This is a genomic window from Nocardioides marinisabuli (assembly GCF_013466785.1).
GTDB classification, from domain to species: Bacteria; Actinomycetota; Actinomycetes; order Propionibacteriales; family Nocardioidaceae; genus Nocardioides; species Nocardioides marinisabuli.
The window spans coordinates 3651038-3665078 of sequence record NZ_CP059163.1 but is presented as its reverse complement, the minus strand read 5'-3'; the positions used below and the strand labels follow the sequence as shown (position 1 = coordinate 3665078).

The window sequence follows — 14041 nt, the reverse complement described above, 5'->3', positions numbered from 1 at the left end:
GCGGCGCCCAGGGCGAAATTAACCGGTCGTCGCAACACCTGCTTGTGGGTGCAAAGTATTGCTTCGACTGGTTCAACCCGGTCAGTACAACTCAGATCTGCGACCCCAACCCGTCCTCCGGAAACGTAAATCCGGGCGCCTCGGGCCGAGTCAGGACGCCGTCGTCGGCGAGGTCTGTCCCCTTTGCCTCAAGAGGCTCTATGCTCCGACTCCGGTCATCCACTTCAGTCTCGGGAGTCCCTGATGGTGCGTCTCGTCGTCGCCCGCTTCCTCACCCGCCTCCCGCTGCTCGTCGCGCTGCTCGCGCTGTTCGCTGCGTCGGGCCTAGTACGACCGGTCGTCGCCGACCGCATCGTGCCCGTCTCGCTCTCAGCGCCGCGCATCATGGTCGTCGGCGATTCGATCAGTCAGGGCCTCGAGGGCGACTACACGTGGCGGTATCGGCTCAAGAAGCACCTGACGAACTCTGGGGTGACCTCAGAGTTCGTCGGCCCCTGGACGGGCACCACGAAGCTGCCGGCCGCCTATCCGGCGGGCTGGCCGGACGTCTCTCCAGCACCGGTACACACCGGCGCCTACCGCCCCGGGGTCTCCTTCTCAGACAGCCAGCACCTGGCTCAGTGGGGCTGGCAGATGGCTCAGGCGAAGTGGGAGATCGCCTCCAACGTGTCGACCTACACGCCGGACTACCTGCTCGTCGAACTCGGCTTCAACGACCTCGCGTGGGGAGTCAGCGATCCCGCGGGGACCGTGTCGAGCCTGCGGGAGTTGATCAAGAACGCCCGCGCCGCCAAGCCGAACATCCGGATCCTGGTCGCCAACGTCCCGCAGCGGAGCGCGCTGGCGAGCCAGCCGGCCCTCCCCGAGAAGATCTTGCAGTACAACTCGCTGCTGCCAAGCGCCCTGTCGAGCCTGTCCACGAGCACCTCGCCCGTTCAACTGGTGAATCTCGCCTCGGCGTACGACCAGTCGATCGACAGCTACGACGGACTCCATCCCAACGTGCGCGGCGAGGCGGTCATCGCCAAGGCGTTCGCCGACCGGCTGCGCGGCGACTTTGGCGTCGGCAACTACTACGGAGCGGTGCCGTCCAGTCTGCCCGCGGACCTCACCCCTGCGGCTCCGGAAACCGTGTCCGTCGCTCGCAGCGGTCGCAAGCTCGTCGTGTCCTGGCCGCACGTGTTCGGCGCGGGTGGCTACACGCTCTACAGCCGCGACGTCACGCTCGGCGAGAGCTTCAAGGCGTACCCGTACCCCGTCGGTGCGGATTCCTGGACGGAGAAGATGGTCCCCGCCGGACACACGATCGCCTTCGCTGTAAAGACGGAGCGGGGAACCTACGCCAGCACCCGGTCCCCCGCCGGATCAGCGACCGCGGCCCCGCTCGATGTCGTCCCGAACCTCCGCGCCACCGCCAATCCCGACCGCCCGTACACGGTGACGCTGCAATGGGATCCGGTGGCCGGGGCCGACGATTACCACGTCTACTCCGTCGCAGCCAACGAGTGTGGGCCTCTGCCCCCCGGGAGGTCGGCCTACCAACTGGTGCAGTGGAATCTCGGCAGCAAGACCACCTGGACGCAGGAGTACGTCACGGAGTTCTGCCGCTACTACATTGTCGTCGCCTCCCGCTATGGCGGCGAGGGACCCGACCAGACCGCACCGCCTTGGGTGCTGCCTTACCAGAACAACTACAACCACCTGCTTGCCCGCAATCGCTACTTCGACAGGGTGGCCGACGACGGCGACCGGATGCTCACAACACAGGTCGCGCCCGGCACGGACCGCGGCATCGTCGTCTCACGCGGGTTCATTGCCAACAAGAGCAGCTTTGATGATGCCATCGGTGACCACCGCAGCTTCGATGACAACCCGTACGCCTCCTCCAAGGTCGGAGTCGCCTGGGACACCGCCACCGGGGAGATCGGGATCTATGTCCACCGCTCCTGCGCCGTCGGCTTCACGTTCGTCTGGAACAGCACAAACCTGGTCTGCCATAACGCCTTCCCCATCGAAGTCGTCCCGAACGCCTCGAGCATCAGCGACAGCGACGAGTCCAAGGTGAATTACGTGTCCGTGGCCAGGTCGGGCGAAGACCTGCTTCTCAGCGTGTCGGCCATCAACTCCTGGGAGGGCTGGAACCCCAAGGACTTCGGGCGCATCAACGCGACCGTACGGCTGCGTGCCGCCGGTCCGACCTTCAACGTGAACCTCACGGCCGACCGTTTCCCCTCGTGGGAGTTCTACCGGTATCCCCGGACCGCTCCCGCGCCAGCCGGGAGGATGGGTTCCACCTCCACCCTGGGCACCCGGGACCAGACGACCCTGAGCGACCTGAAGTCCGCGCAGTCCACCTGCTCCTCCGCGGGCGAGCAGGTCCAGCCCGACCCGTGGCAGCGACTCATGTCCTGCTCCTGAGGCGCGCAGGTTCCTGCAGCGGGGGCCGACTCCTCACTCGAGCGCCCTGTGCCGGAGCCGGGCGGTGCCCCCACCCGCCGGGCCTCACCCACCGTGCCCCCACCACACACGACAAGACCCCCGGTCAGAGCCACCGAACCGGGGGTCTTGAAAGGACGCAGAGCACTCTGCCAAGAGCCTGCGCCCCAGGGGAGCACGCGCGATCGACCCGCCACAATCAGGGCGACGGGGCTCGCTTCACGCGCGGGGAGGCGGCACCTCGGGCACAGGCGGGTCCTGCCGCTTGCCGTAGCAGGCGCGCTCGGCTCAATTTAGGTTCGTCTTGGCCTTGCTCCGGGCAGCCTCAGGGGCGATGCGCCTCATCACCAACAACGTGAACAGTGTCGCGTGCCGAGTCTGATGGAGCCCCCACCGAACCCCGCACGCGACACAGCCCTGGCCCGAGCGGCTCGAGGCGTTCCGCACCGGCGATGGTGTCGACCTGATTCGCGAGTCGGTGCGCACCGTGCTCCAAGAGCTCGTCGACTTCGAGGCCGCGGGCGTAATCGGCGCGGAGCGTTACGAGCGCACCGGCGAGCGTGTCACCGATACGCAACGGTACCCGCCCTAAGCTGCTGGCCACCAAGGCCGGCGACATCGAGCTGAAGATCCCCCAGCTCGGCAAGGGCTCGTATTTCCGCCATCCTTGAGTCCCGTCGCCGGATCGATCAGTCGCTGTACGCGGTCGTGATGGAGGCCTAGGTCCACGGCGTCAGCACACGCAGTGTCGACGACCTCGTGGTCGCGCTAGGCGCAGACTCCGGGATCTCCAAGTCCGAGGTTTCCCGGATCTCCGAGGACCTCGATCAGCCCGTCGGCGCCTCCACACCCGACCCCTGAACCACGCGCCGTTTCTGTACGTCTACCTCGACGTCACCTACCTCCATGTGCGCAACAAGCCCGACAAGGGCGGCCAGGTTGTGTCGATGGCGGTCGTGGTGGCCACCGGGATCGCCGCCGACGGCAGCCGCGAGGTGCTGGGTCTCGCGTTCCTGCTCACCCTCAGGCAGCGAGGCCTGGGCGGGGTGCAGCTGGTGATCGCCGATCAGCACTCTGGTCTCGTGGCCGCGTTGATGCGGTCCTCCCAGCATTCTGCGCACCAACGGTGCCGGGTCCATTTCGCCCGCAAGCTGCTCGCCCGCGCGCCCAAGACCCACGCCGACATGGTCGCCGCGATCTTCCGGACGATCTTCGCCCAACCCGATCCCGAGGCGGTCAGCGACGCTTGGGACGAGGTCCGCGACCAGCTCGCTGCCTCGTTCCCGACGGTCGGGCCGCTGATGGACCAGGCCAAGGCCGAAGGGCTCGCTTTCACCGGCTTCCCGAAGGCGCACTGGCGCAAGATCTCGTTGACCAACCCGCTCGAGCGGGTCAACGAGGAGATAAAGCGCCGCAGCCGGGTCGTGAGGATCTTCCCAACGCGCTGCTGTGATCAGGCTCGTCGGCGCGGTACTGATCGACATGCACGACGGGTGGATCGCTGGCGACCGCCGCTACCTCTCAAAAGAATCCATGGCGCTGCTCACACCGGCATGGATACCGGTCCGCGCGTCGCCATCCAGAGCGGCGAGTAGGGCACCGAGGACCACCTCAAAGCCCACCACCCCGCGGGGCTCCGTCAACGGCAAAGTCGAACGGTTCGACCGCACCATGTCGAGGAATGCCAACGCCCAGCCCTACCTCTCCGAGTCACAAGGGACTGCTGCAGCCTTCCCCGGCTTCCTCCACACCTGCAATCACCACCGACGCAACACCTCACTGGCCGGCAGAACAACCGCAGACCGCGTACCCAACCTCCAAGGGGAGAACACCTAGGGCTGCTGGAGACGATCCAGCCACGGGTGGCCCGGCGCGGTCTGCTCGACCGCCCGCCACAGCCACACCCGCTTCGCGGACGTGAGCACCGGCAGGCACGCCTCCAGGTCGGGGTCGTCCTTGGCCCGCCCGAGCCGGGCCTTGTAGGACAGCACGATCTCGGGCGCCAGGTAGCGGATGCCGTCGTCGGCCAGCCACGTCACGTCCTCGACCCGGGCGTCCTCACCGGGCAGGAACTTGTGGGTCCAGCGCCCGTCGCGGTCCGGTGTCAGGGGCACGTCGACCACCCACGGGTCCGCCGCGCTCGCGCGCAGCCACAGCTGGCTGGCGGGGTCCTCGACGTCGGTCCACCGCTCCCCCAGCGGCCGCAGCACCCCGCCTGCGTTGTTCCAGACGTGCCAGCGCCCGCGCAGGTGCTCGACGAGGGCCGGCACGTCGCAGGCCAGGATCGAGACGTCGAGGTCCTCGTGCTCGCGCCGGAACCCGGTCGCGGCCTCCACCGCCCAGCCGCCGACCACCCACCACGGCCGGTCGAAGCCGGCCATCTCGGCGGCCATCTCGCCCGGCGTCAGCGGCGCCCACTCGCCGTACAGGCGCAGGAACGCCTCGTCCTCGGCCTGCTCCGCGGGGCTGCGGACGAGCGGGACCCTCAGCTCGCCCACTCCCACCACAGCCGCGAGACGTCACCCGCGGCCAGGGCCTCGGGGTCGCCGAAGAGGTGGGCGTTGCCGACGTCGCCCCACTCGAAGAGCCCGCCGGCCATGCCGACCAGCAGCTGCGAGGAGCCGTACGCCGGCACGTCGGGGGCGCCCTGCACGAACGACGGCCAGCCGCCGACGTGGACCCCGCTCCACCGACCGTGCTCGGCCACGGCCTGCTCGAGCGCCTCGACGAGGTCCTCGCGGGTCTCGAGCAGCTCCTCGAGCGCGGCGAACGCCTCCGGGGCGGCCGCCACGTCGTCGGCCAGGTTCTCCCAGCCCAGCGGCAGCGACCAGATGGACGTGAACTCCAGCGCCACCGGGTGCTGCGGGTCGGCCAGCGGTGAGTCGTCGCTGGTGAAGACCGGCGTCGTGGAGGTCACCTCGACCGGTCGCGCCAGCGCGGCGGCGTCGTACCAGCGGCACAGCAGACCGCGGGTCCCGGCGGTGTCGTCGAAGGTGAGCCCGTGGGTCGAGTCGTCACGCACGAACATCTGCAGCAGCCCCTCGCGCGGAAAGCCCGGCAGGGCGGGCACGTCGGCGAAGGCCACCTGCAGCACGAAGTGCATCGGCCACTCGTCCGGGTCGCGGGGCCACTCGGCGTCGTCGGGCAGGAAGGGGTGCCCCCCGACGTAGGAGCCGGTCACGGGCGGCGCCACCGGCGTACGCCGGCGCAGGACGCCGGTGCGCTCGGTGTCCTCGCTGACCAGCCCGGCCGCACACGGGCGCAGCAGCGAACGCACCCCCGAGCCGGGTGGTGCCGCCTCCACCAGCGCGTCCAGCGCCTCCGCGTAGCCCACGCCGCTCCCCTCCCACGCACGGACCGGTGCCGCACGGGCGGCCCAGCATCGCAGCGGGCGGCCCCCCTGTCACCCACCCGGGTCCGGCTCGGCCCTGCGCGCGACCCGGCCCTCGATACCCCGTGTGGTACCTATGGGTGACCCGGGTCACATCGGGGTGACCCTGTCTCGGATCGGAAGTCTCACGTGGCTGCTCGTCCCACCGGCCGCGCCCTCCGGCGCGCCGCCCTGCCCCTCGCCGTCCTCGGCGCCCTGCTCTCCCCCGCGGGTCCCACGACCCCGGCCGTCTCCGCCGACCAGGCCGGGCCGTCGTACGTCGCCCTCGGGGACTCCTACTCCTCAGGCACCGGAACCCGCTCCTACGTCGCCGACGGCACCGACTGCCTGCGCTCGACCAGGGCCTACCCCAGCCTGCTGGCGGCCCGTCGCGGCTACTCGCTCGACCTGCGCGCGTGCTCGGGCGCGGTGGTGGCCGACGTGACCGCGGCCCAGCTCGGCGCGCTCAGCGCCTCGACCGCCTACGTCACCATCTCGGTGGGCGGCAACGACGCCGGGTTCGCCGACGTGCTGACCACCTGTGCCACGCCGTGGTGGATGGCCAGCTGCACGAAGGCCGTCGACGGGGCGCGCAGCTTCATCAACACCACCCTGCCCGGGCGGCTGTCCACGCTCTACTCCCAGATCCGCACCCGTGCACCGCAGGCGCGCGTGGTGGTCGCCGGCTACCCGCGCGTCTTCGGCGACGAGGACTGCAACGCGCTCACCTTCTTCTCCGCCTCCGAGCGCGCCCAGCTCAACGCGACCGCCGACCTCCTCAACCAGCGGCTGCGCGAGCAGGCCTCGGCCCAGGGCCTCGGCTTCGCCGACCCGACCAGCCGCTTCGTCGGCCACGCGGTGTGCGCCGACACCGAGTGGCTCAACGGCCTGTCCTACCCGGTCGTCGAGAGCTACCACCCCAACGTCCCGGGCCACGCCCAGGGGTACCTGCCCGCCGTCGAGGCCCAGGTGCCCGCCGGGACCGCCCGGCCCACCGGGGAGCGCCGGGTCCCGGCCGCCGAGATCGCCCGCAGCCAGCGGCCGTACGCCGACCTCGACGCCGGCATCGAGCCCGCCGTGGTGCACGCACCCGACCTCGACAGCCGCCGGGCCCGACGGGCCGCCGACCGGGCGGGCGTCGACATCGAGCGGTGGCGGGCCCGCCAGCAACGCTGAGGCCCACGCCTCAGGGCGCGTCGAGGTGCCGCACGTCGCCGAGCACCTCGACGCGCCGGTCGCCGGTCGCCGGGTCCTCGCGCAGCGTGGTGATGCTGCCCGGCGGCGTCGCGAAGCGCACCCGGCCCACCACCTCGAGCGGCAGCCCCAGCCAGGCCGTCACCACGTAGGTCGCGGCTCCCCCGTGGGTGACCACCACCAGGTGCTCGGGAGCCGCGGCCAGGTGGCGCTTCACCGCGGCGTGCACCCGGCCCACCACCTGCGCACGCGTCTCGGAGCCGGGAACGCCGTCGTGGTGGTGCAGCGCGTCGTCACCGGGGCCCGGCGGGCGCCACGGGTGGGTGCCGACCGGGTGACCCTCGGCCTCGCCGTAGGACTGCTCGCGGAGGCCGGCGTCGAGGGCGACCGCCGGCGCGCGACCGGCGACGCAGGCCAGGGCGGCCGTCACCGCCTCGGCGGTGCGTCGACAGCGCCGCAGGTCCGAGGAGACGACCGCGACCCGCTCGCCCGCCTCGAGCGCCGGCGCCAGGGCGGTCGCGAGCGCGGCGGCCGCGGCCGCTGCCTGCGCCTCTCCGCGCGCGGTGAGCGCGGCGTCGTACCAACCGCCGACCAGGCCCTCGACGACGTGGGTCGCCTCGGGGTGGACCAGCAGGTGCAGCGTCACCATGGCGACCTCTCGTGGGGGTGTCGGCCATGATCGTCACATGAGCCGACCGCCCGCCTACGCCAACCGCACCGGCCGACCACCCGGCCGCACCGTGCGGGCCCTGGGCGTCGTGGTGCCGGGTGTCGCCCGGGTGCGCCGGCAGGCCGAGCCGTACGCCGACGCCTGGCACGCGCGCTCCCGCGAGGCGGCGTTGGCGCCGGGGCGGCGCTGGGTGGTGCTCGGCGACTCGATGTCGCAGGCGATCGGCGCCGAGGGCCCCGACCGGGGCTGGGTTGACCAGCTCCTCGGCCGGCTCGGGCCGGCGGGCGCGGACCTGCAGGTGGTGAACCTGTCGGCCACCGGCGCGCGGTGCCCGACGTCGTCGACCAGCAGCTGCCGGCCTGGGCGGCGCTGCCGGCCGCGCTCTCGCCCCTGCCCGACCTAATCACGGTGATGGTCGGCTCCAACGACCTCTTCAGCGGCGCCCGGCACCGCACCCGGCTGCCCGACGCCATGGCCGAGCTCGTCTCGCGGCTGCCGCGCGGCAGCGTGGTCACCACGCTCCCCCAGCCCCGGGCCGCGGCCAGGCTGGCCAACCGCCACCTCGACGAGGCGGCGCGCCGCGGGCACCTGCGGGTCGTCGACCTGCGCACCGACGGACCCGACTCGTGGCGCGGCAAGCTGGCCGCCGACTTCTTCCACCCCAACGAGGCGGGCTACGCCGCCCTCACCGACGCCTTCGAGCCGGTGGTGCGCCAGGTGCTGCGCGCGGATCTGTGACGCACCGCTTACTAAAGTTTTCTGCAAGGTGAGCGCAAGGTCACCTCAAGGCCCCACCATGGTGTCCGTCGTGGTCCCCCGCCACGACGCGCCGCCCCACGGCGACGTCCACGATCCACCCCCGAGGATCCCCGATGTCCGAGCTCTCCCGTCGTCCCGACCGCTCCCGCCTCAGCCGCGCCGGCACCGCGGTCGTCGCCCTGGCCGTGGCCTCGCTCGGCATCCTGCTGCTCTCGGCGCCCGCCGACGCGGCCCGCCCGCGCAAGGCCCCGGCGCGCGCCGCCGCCGCTCCCCAGCCCACCGAGCGCCTGCTCGGGGTGGCGGTGCCCGGTGCGCCCACCGACCTGCGCGAGTACGAGGACCTCGGCAACGCCCTGGGCCGTCGCCCCGAGCAGGTCACCTTCTACGCGGCCTGGGCCACCGTGCCCGACTTCCCGGCCGCCGACGCCGCCCGGATCGCCGCGGCCGGGGCGGTGCCCGAGCTGACCTGGGAGCCGTGGGACCCCGCGGCCGGCACCACGCAGCCGGCGTACGCGCTCGACCGGATCGCCGCCGGCGCCCACGACGCCTACCTCAAGCGCTGGGCGCGCCAGGTGCGCTCGTACGGCGCCCCACTGGTGATCCGGATGGCCCACGAGATGAACGGCTCCTGGTACCCCTGGGCCGAGGGCGTCAACGGCAACGAGGCCGGTGACTACCGCGCCGCCTGGCGCCACGTCGTCAAGGTCTTCCGCGCCCAGCGCGTCACCAACGTCTCGTGGTTCTGGGCCCCCAACGTGCCCTTCCACGGCTCGGTGCCGCTGGCCGGCCTCTACCCCGGCGACGACGTGGTGGACCGCGTCGGCCTCGACGGCTACAACTGGGGCACCACCCAGTCGTGGTCGAGCTGGCAGAGCGCCGAGCAGGTCTTCGGCCCCGGCCTCGCCGAGATCTCCGCCTTCACCTCGCGCCCGTTCTTCATCGGCGAGGTCGGCAGCGCCGAGCAGGGTGGCGACAAGGGCGCCTGGCTGCGCGACATGTGGGCCTGGCTCGACCGCACCCCCGCGGTGCGCGGGCTGACCTGGTTCCACTTCGACAAGGAGGCCGACTGGCGGATCTGGAGCAGTCCCGGGTCCTTCGAGGCCTTCCGGGCCGGGTACGCCGCCTTCCGCTGAGCAGGCGGGCCCCGGGGCCGGGAGTCCTCAACCGCCGGCGGGCACGATCCGGCGCAGCACACCGATCTTGTCGATGCGGTGCTCGGGGTTGCCGAACCGGTCGGACCAGTAGTTGCCCTCGGCGTGGTCCTCCAGGGTGCGGCAGGTTGACAGCACGATCATCGCCTGGGTGGGCTCGACCCCCGGGCGCCCCGGCACCGCCGCGCGCTGCTCGCGCAGCGAGCGGGCCGAGCGGAAGGAGGTCGTGCGGGTGCCGGTGATCTCGTAGACGTAGCGGGTGCCGAGGGCCTCGACGTGCACCCGGTCGCCACGCACCAGCGAGGGCAGCTCGCGGAAGACCCCGCCCGCCGAGAGCCGGTGCCCGGTGACCTGGAAGCTGCCCACCCCGCCCGGGCCCACCCCGCCGCCGGGACCGTGGGGGCTCGCCGCGACCCCGCCGTCCTGGATCCGGCTGCCGGGGGCGTCGTCGGTGACGCCGCGGTAGGGCAGGACGGCCAGGTCGGTGATGCCCAGCCGCGGGATCGACAGGGCGGCGCGCACCGGTCGCCCGTCGGAGGCGAGCACGGGCTCCTCGGGCTCCAACGTCGCCGCGGGTTCCAGCCTTGCCTCCGGGGTGGCCGCGGGGGTCGTCTCGGGGGTGGCCGCGGGGGTCGCGTCGGGGGTCGCCGCAGGCTCGGGGTCGGCGGGGCCCGCGCAGCCGGCGGCGCCCAGCAGCGCGCCGGCCAGCACCGCCAGCACCACCGGCGCCGGCGCACGCCGCGACGCACCGGCTGCGGGCCTCATGGCCTCCACGGTAGGTCGCGGCCCCCAACCGGACCTCGCAGCCGGACCTCGCAGCCGGACCTCTCGGCCGGACCCCCCTGCAGGGTGGTGGGCGGCGCGTCCGCGCGACGTACGTTCACGGTCATGAGCGACAACAACCTCACGTCCGAGCAGGTCACCGCCGTCCAGGCCGTCGTCGACCGCGTCAACAGCTACCAGGAGAGCGCCCCCGAGGGCACCGTGGAGGCCAACCTGCGCGAGGGCCTCGCCGAGGCCGGCGTGCAGCTCAGCGACGACCAGGTCTCCGCCCTGACCCACGAGATCGAGGCCAACGGCTCGGCCGACGCCGGCCAGGTCCTGCGGTGAGCGACCGCCCCGACGCCGAGCACCAGCGCCCCGACGGCACCGACGACAAGACCGTCGAGGCGCTGGGCAAGGTCTCGGAGGCGCTCGAGGCGATCGAGATCGCGCGCGGGCACCTCTACACCTTCCACCGCCTCTCCGGCACCGCCGACCTGACCCTCGGCGAGGGCGTCGAGCAGCTGCGCGAGGCCGGGCACACCGAGCTGGCCGACCTCATCGACCGTGAGCTGGTGGGGCGCAACGTGCTGGACGGCCGCTGGACCTTCCAGGTCATGGAGGAGTACGACGACGGCTACTACGCCGACTTCAAGCGCCTCGAGAAGCAGGCGCGCGACGAGCTCGTCGGGGGCCGCCGCCACCTCTACGAGGCGGAGATGAAGGAGGACCGGCGCACCCACGGGCTGCCCCACCACACCGCCCGGCCGGGCGTCACCCCCGGCGCCGAGTGAGAACCGCCGCGACCTAGGCTGCGGGCATGCCCGTGCCGACCCCGCACCTGCGTGTGGACCTCGACCGGCTGCGCCACAACGTACGCCGCGCCGCCGACCACGCGGCGGCCGCGCGGGTGGCCCTGCGCCCGCACGTGAAGACCCACAAGAGCATCGAGATCGCCCGCCTCCAGCTGGTCTCCGGGGCGCGCGGGATCACCGTGGCCACGGTCGGCGAGGCCGAGGCCTTCGCGCGGCTCGGGTGCACCGACGTCTTCATCGCCTACCCGGTCTGGGTCGACGACGACCGTGCGGCCCGGCTGCGCGACCTCGCCGAGATCGCCCGGGTGGCGGTCGGCGTCGACTCGGCGCAGGGCGCCGCCAACACCGGGCGCCGCCTGGGCGGCACCGGCATCGAGGTGCTCGTCGAGATCGACTCCGGGCACCACCGCACGGGTGTCGCCCCCGAGCTGGCCGGCGTGGTCGCGCAGGCCGCGCGCCGCGCGGGACTGCCGGTGCGCGGGGTCTTCACCTTCCCCGGGCACGGCTACGCACCCGGGGCGGTCGCCGAGGTCGCCGCCGCCGAGGCGCACTCGCTGCGGGTGGCGCGGCGCTCGGTGGAGGCCACCGGCCTGCCCGTGCGCGTCGTCTCGGGCGGCTCCACCCCCACGCTCGCCGCCAGCCTGTCGGGCCCGCGGGCCTACGGCGACGACGACGACACCGCCGAGGTCGAGCTGCGCCCCGGCGTCTACGTCTTCGGCGACGCCCAGCAGTGGGAGCTCGGCACCTGCAGCCCCGACGACATCGCCCTGACCGCGCGCGCCACGGTGGTCAGCGTCGCCGGCGGCCGGGTCGTGCTCGACACCGGCAGCAAGGTGCTGGGGGCCGACCGGGCGTCGTACGCCAGCGGCTTCGGTCGCCTGATGCACCGCCCCGACGCGCGCATCCTGTCCCTCTCGGAGCACCACGCCGTCGTCGACGCCGGGCCCGGACGCGCCCCGCGGCTGGGTGAGCAGCTCGACGTGGTGCCCAACCACGCCTGCGCCGCGGTGAACCTCGCCGACGAGCTCTGGGTCGAGGAGGCCGGCGGGCTGCGACCGTGGCCGGTGACCGCCCGGGGCCTGAACTCCTGAGCGCCCCCGGGCCCACCGGGTCGCAACGGGTCGCAACGGGTCGCTCAGGTCCCGCTCAGACGCCTCACCTACGATGCACGCCATGCTGACCCGACCCCTCGCCACCATGGCCGTCCTGGCCTGCGTCGGCGCCCTCGCCGCGTGCGGCTCCGAGAACGACTCGTCCGCCTCCGACTCCCCCACCACCGAGAGCGGCCAGAGCCCCGAGGCCTCCTCGGGCGAGGCCGGCGACACCGGCTCGTTCGGCCCCGCCGCCGAGGGCGAGTGCGCCTACGTCGAGGACGGCAACCCCTCCAAGGACGTCGACCTCCCGCCCGCCGACCCGACCGTCGAGGGCGAGATCCAGGTGACGATGGCGACCAGCATCGGCGACCTCGAGGCCACCCTCGACGCCGCCAGCACCCCGTGCACGGTCGGCTCCTTCGTCTCCCTGGCCGAGCAGGATTACTTCGCCGGCACCACCTGCCACCGCCTCACCACCCAGGGCATCTTCGTGCTCCAGTGCGGCGACCCGACCGCCACCGGCACCGGCGGCCCCGGCTACACGATCCCCGACGAGCTCAGCGGCGAGGAGACCTACCCCGCGGGCACGCTGGCGATGGCCAAGACGCCGTACCCCGACTCGGGCGGCTCGCAGTTCTTCATCGTCTACGAGGACACCCCGCTGCCGGCCCAGTACACCGTCTTCGGCACCGTCGACGCCGCCGGGGTGAAGGCCGTGGCCCAGGCCGCCGCCGACGGCGCCGACGACAGCAACGGCCCCGGCGACGGCGCCCCCAACACGGCCGTCGACATCGAGGGCGTCACCGTCGGCTGAGGCCGGGCGGCCCCGGGCCCGGACGCGCTCAGTCCTGGTCGGCGGTGCGGTAGCGCACCTGGTCGCCCACGGTGATCGTGCGGCCCACGGTGCACAGCCGGTCCTGGACCTGCTGCACCGTGCGCGGCACGACGGCGCGCGCGGCGTCACCCTCGGGCCCCTCGGGGAACTCGATCTCGAACGTGACGGTGATGCCGGTGACCCGGTTGCCGCCCTCGTCACGGATCTTGTGGCCCTCGGCGTGCGCGGCGAAGGCCGTCGGCTCGGCGCGCTTGCCGGTCACCAGCGTCAGGTCGATGGCGCCGCAGCCGGCCACGGCGGCCAGCATCAGCTCGACAGGCGTGAAGTCGGGGTCGTCGCCGTGCCCGATGGGCAGCACGCCCCCGCGACCGTTGGTGGCCTTGAACCGCTCGGGCCCGATCTTGACCAGGTCGACGCTGCGCAGGGTCTCGGGGCCGGTCTCGGGACCGGTCTGGGGGCTGGTGCGGGGTTCGTCGTCGCTCATGGCCCCACCCTCCCACGACCGACACGCCCGGGATCGCCGCCGACTTGAAGCTCGGCGACGTGTCGGGTTGTGTGGAGGACTTCTGCACCCCACCTGAGGAAAGCGAGTCCACATGCTCACCCTCACCGAGAACGCCACCACCATCGTCAAGGAGATCGCGTCCCAGGACGGCCTCCCCGACACCGCCGGGCTCCGCATCACCTCGGAGTCCGAGACCGACCCCAGCTTCGCCGTCACGGCCGCTGACGCCGGCCAGCCCGGCGACCAGGTCGTCGAGCAGTCCGGCGCGACCATCTACCTCGACGAGTCGGCCGCGGTCATGCTCGACGACAAGGTGCTCGACGCCGCCGTCGACCCGACCGGCAAGGTCGAGTTCGCCCTGGGCCTGCAGCAGTAGCCCCAGAGCCCCGAACGTCACGAGAGCCCCGGACCGACTGGTCCGGGGCTCTTGTCATCCTGCGAGGTGGTCGC

Annotated in this window: 15 protein-coding genes and 1 pseudogene; 11 read left to right on the top strand and 5 right to left on the bottom strand. The window is 72.7% G+C overall.

Going from position 1 to position 14041, the window contains the following annotated elements:
- The first annotated feature begins 243 nt into the window (after nucleotides 1–243).
- Nucleotides 244–2418 carry a GDSL-type esterase/lipase family protein gene (locus H0S66_RS17620; protein WP_179616522.1) on the top strand — a complete coding sequence of 725 codons (2175 nt, stop codon included), beginning with the start codon at nucleotides 244–246 and terminating at the stop codon, nucleotides 2416–2418.
- 445 nt (nucleotides 2419–2863) lie between these two features.
- A pseudogene (locus H0S66_RS17615) lies at nucleotides 2864–4062 on the top strand (IS256 family transposase); the annotation flags it as partial.
- Nucleotides 4063–4268: 206 nt separating this feature from the next.
- On the opposite strand, the gene H0S66_RS17610 reads toward H0S66_RS17615, so the two are convergent.
- Both H0S66_RS17610 and H0S66_RS17605 read right to left on the bottom strand, forming a co-directional pair.
- Nucleotides 4269–4934, bottom strand: coding sequence for a nucleotidyltransferase domain-containing protein (locus H0S66_RS17610; RefSeq protein WP_179616521.1), 666 nt, complete (start codon nucleotides 4932–4934; stop codon nucleotides 4269–4271).
- Nucleotides 4922–5770 carry a YwqG family protein gene (locus H0S66_RS17605; protein ID WP_179616520.1) on the bottom strand — a complete coding sequence of 283 codons (849 nt, stop codon included), beginning with the start codon at nucleotides 5768–5770 and terminating at the stop codon, nucleotides 4922–4924. Before H0S66_RS17605 ends, H0S66_RS17610 begins: the two co-directional genes overlap by 13 nt.
- A 186-nt stretch (nucleotides 5771–5956) precedes the next feature.
- On the opposite strand from H0S66_RS17605, the gene H0S66_RS17600 reads away from it, so the two are divergent.
- A complete protein-coding gene (locus H0S66_RS17600; protein WP_258016972.1) occupies nucleotides 5957–6982 on the top strand; it encodes an SGNH/GDSL hydrolase family protein in 1026 nt (341 codons plus the stop codon).
- 10 nt (nucleotides 6983–6992) lie between these two features.
- On the opposite strand, the gene H0S66_RS17595 is transcribed toward H0S66_RS17600, so the two are convergent.
- On the bottom strand, nucleotides 6993–7649 hold the full coding sequence (locus tag H0S66_RS17595; RefSeq protein WP_179616519.1) for a histidine phosphatase family protein: 657 nt from the start codon (nucleotides 7647–7649) through the stop codon (nucleotides 6993–6995).
- Between the two features lie 37 nt (nucleotides 7650–7686).
- Between H0S66_RS17595 and H0S66_RS20165 the strand changes: the two genes are divergently transcribed.
- The 3 genes from H0S66_RS20165 (at nucleotide 7687) to H0S66_RS17585 (ending at nucleotide 9562) form a co-directional block, all read left to right on the top strand.
- Nucleotides 7687–8073 carry an SGNH/GDSL hydrolase family protein gene (locus tag H0S66_RS20165; protein ID WP_219633585.1) on the top strand — a complete coding sequence of 129 codons (387 nt, stop codon included), beginning with the start codon at nucleotides 7687–7689 and terminating at the stop codon, nucleotides 8071–8073.
- Nucleotides 7998–8408, top strand: a complete 411-nt coding sequence (locus H0S66_RS20160; RefSeq protein WP_219633584.1) for an SGNH/GDSL hydrolase family protein — start codon at nucleotides 7998–8000, stop codon at nucleotides 8406–8408. The genes H0S66_RS20165 and H0S66_RS20160 overlap by 76 nt, the downstream gene beginning before the upstream one ends.
- A gap of 134 nt (nucleotides 8409–8542) precedes the next feature.
- On the top strand, nucleotides 8543–9562 hold the full coding sequence (locus tag H0S66_RS17585; protein WP_179616517.1) for a glycoside hydrolase family 26 protein: 1020 nt from the start codon (nucleotides 8543–8545) through the stop codon (nucleotides 9560–9562).
- Between the two features lie 27 nt (nucleotides 9563–9589).
- Here H0S66_RS17585 and H0S66_RS17580 read toward each other — a convergent pair whose 3' ends face one another.
- On the bottom strand, nucleotides 9590–10345 hold the full coding sequence (locus H0S66_RS17580) for a sortase domain-containing protein (protein ID WP_179616516.1): 756 nt from the start codon (nucleotides 10343–10345) through the stop codon (nucleotides 9590–9592).
- 123 nt (nucleotides 10346–10468) lie between these two features.
- On the opposite strand from H0S66_RS17580, the gene H0S66_RS17575 reads away from it, so the two are divergent.
- From H0S66_RS17575 to H0S66_RS17560, 4 genes are all read left to right on the top strand, one after another.
- Nucleotides 10469–10690, top strand: coding sequence for a hypothetical protein (locus H0S66_RS17575; protein ID WP_179616515.1), 222 nt, complete (start codon nucleotides 10469–10471; stop codon nucleotides 10688–10690).
- Nucleotides 10687–11136, top strand: coding sequence for a hypothetical protein (locus tag H0S66_RS17570; RefSeq protein WP_179616514.1), 450 nt, complete (start codon nucleotides 10687–10689; stop codon nucleotides 11134–11136). The genes H0S66_RS17575 and H0S66_RS17570 overlap by 4 nt, the downstream gene beginning before the upstream one ends.
- A gap of 26 nt (nucleotides 11137–11162) precedes the next feature.
- A complete protein-coding gene (locus tag H0S66_RS17565) occupies nucleotides 11163–12248 on the top strand; it encodes an alanine racemase (RefSeq protein ID WP_179616513.1) in 1086 nt (361 codons plus the stop codon).
- Nucleotides 12249–12330: 82 nt separating this feature from the next.
- Nucleotides 12331–13065 (top strand): peptidylprolyl isomerase, encoded by a 735-nt coding sequence (locus tag H0S66_RS17560; RefSeq protein ID WP_179616512.1) that lies wholly within the window; start codon nucleotides 12331–12333, stop codon nucleotides 13063–13065.
- 28 nt (nucleotides 13066–13093) lie between these two features.
- On the opposite strand, the gene H0S66_RS17555 is transcribed toward H0S66_RS17560, so the two are convergent.
- The gene (locus H0S66_RS17555) at nucleotides 13094–13570 is read right to left on the bottom strand and encodes an OsmC family protein (RefSeq protein ID WP_179616511.1); all 477 of its coding nucleotides are present in this window, start codon (nucleotides 13568–13570) and stop codon (nucleotides 13094–13096) included.
- Nucleotides 13571–13682: 112 nt separating this feature from the next.
- Here H0S66_RS17555 and H0S66_RS17550 point away from each other — a divergent pair, with 112 nt between their 5' ends.
- Entirely contained in the window at nucleotides 13683–13967 is a 285-nt protein-coding gene (locus H0S66_RS17550) for a Fe-S cluster assembly protein HesB (RefSeq protein WP_179616510.1), read from the top strand.
- Nucleotides 13968–14041 lie beyond the last annotated feature (74 nt).

Bases quoted from the DNA above. Each gene is read 5' to 3' on its own strand.
- H0S66_RS17620 (WP_179616522.1), top strand. From the start codon at position 244: ATGGTGCGTCTCGTCGTCGCCCGCTTCCTCACCCGCCTCCCGCTGCTC.
- H0S66_RS17595 (WP_179616519.1), bottom strand. From the start codon at position 7,649: ATGGTGACGCTGCACCTGCTGGTCCACCCCGAGGCGACCCACGTCGTC.
- H0S66_RS20165 (WP_219633585.1), top strand. From the start codon at position 7,687: ATGAGCCGACCGCCCGCCTACGCCAACCGCACCGGCCGACCACCCGGC.
- H0S66_RS17585 (WP_179616517.1), top strand. From the start codon at position 8,543: ATGTCCGAGCTCTCCCGTCGTCCCGACCGCTCCCGCCTCAGCCGCGCC.
- H0S66_RS17580 (WP_179616516.1), bottom strand. From the start codon at position 10,345: ATGAGGCCCGCAGCCGGTGCGTCGCGGCGTGCGCCGGCGCCGGTGGTG.
- H0S66_RS17575 (WP_179616515.1), top strand. From the start codon at position 10,469: ATGAGCGACAACAACCTCACGTCCGAGCAGGTCACCGCCGTCCAGGCC.
- H0S66_RS17565 (WP_179616513.1), top strand. From the start codon at position 11,163: ATGCCCGTGCCGACCCCGCACCTGCGTGTGGACCTCGACCGGCTGCGC.
- H0S66_RS17560 (WP_179616512.1), top strand. From the start codon at position 12,331: ATGCTGACCCGACCCCTCGCCACCATGGCCGTCCTGGCCTGCGTCGGC.
- H0S66_RS17555 (WP_179616511.1), bottom strand. From the start codon at position 13,570: ATGAGCGACGACGAACCCCGCACCAGCCCCCAGACCGGTCCCGAGACC.
- H0S66_RS17550 (WP_179616510.1), top strand. From the start codon at position 13,683: ATGCTCACCCTCACCGAGAACGCCACCACCATCGTCAAGGAGATCGCG.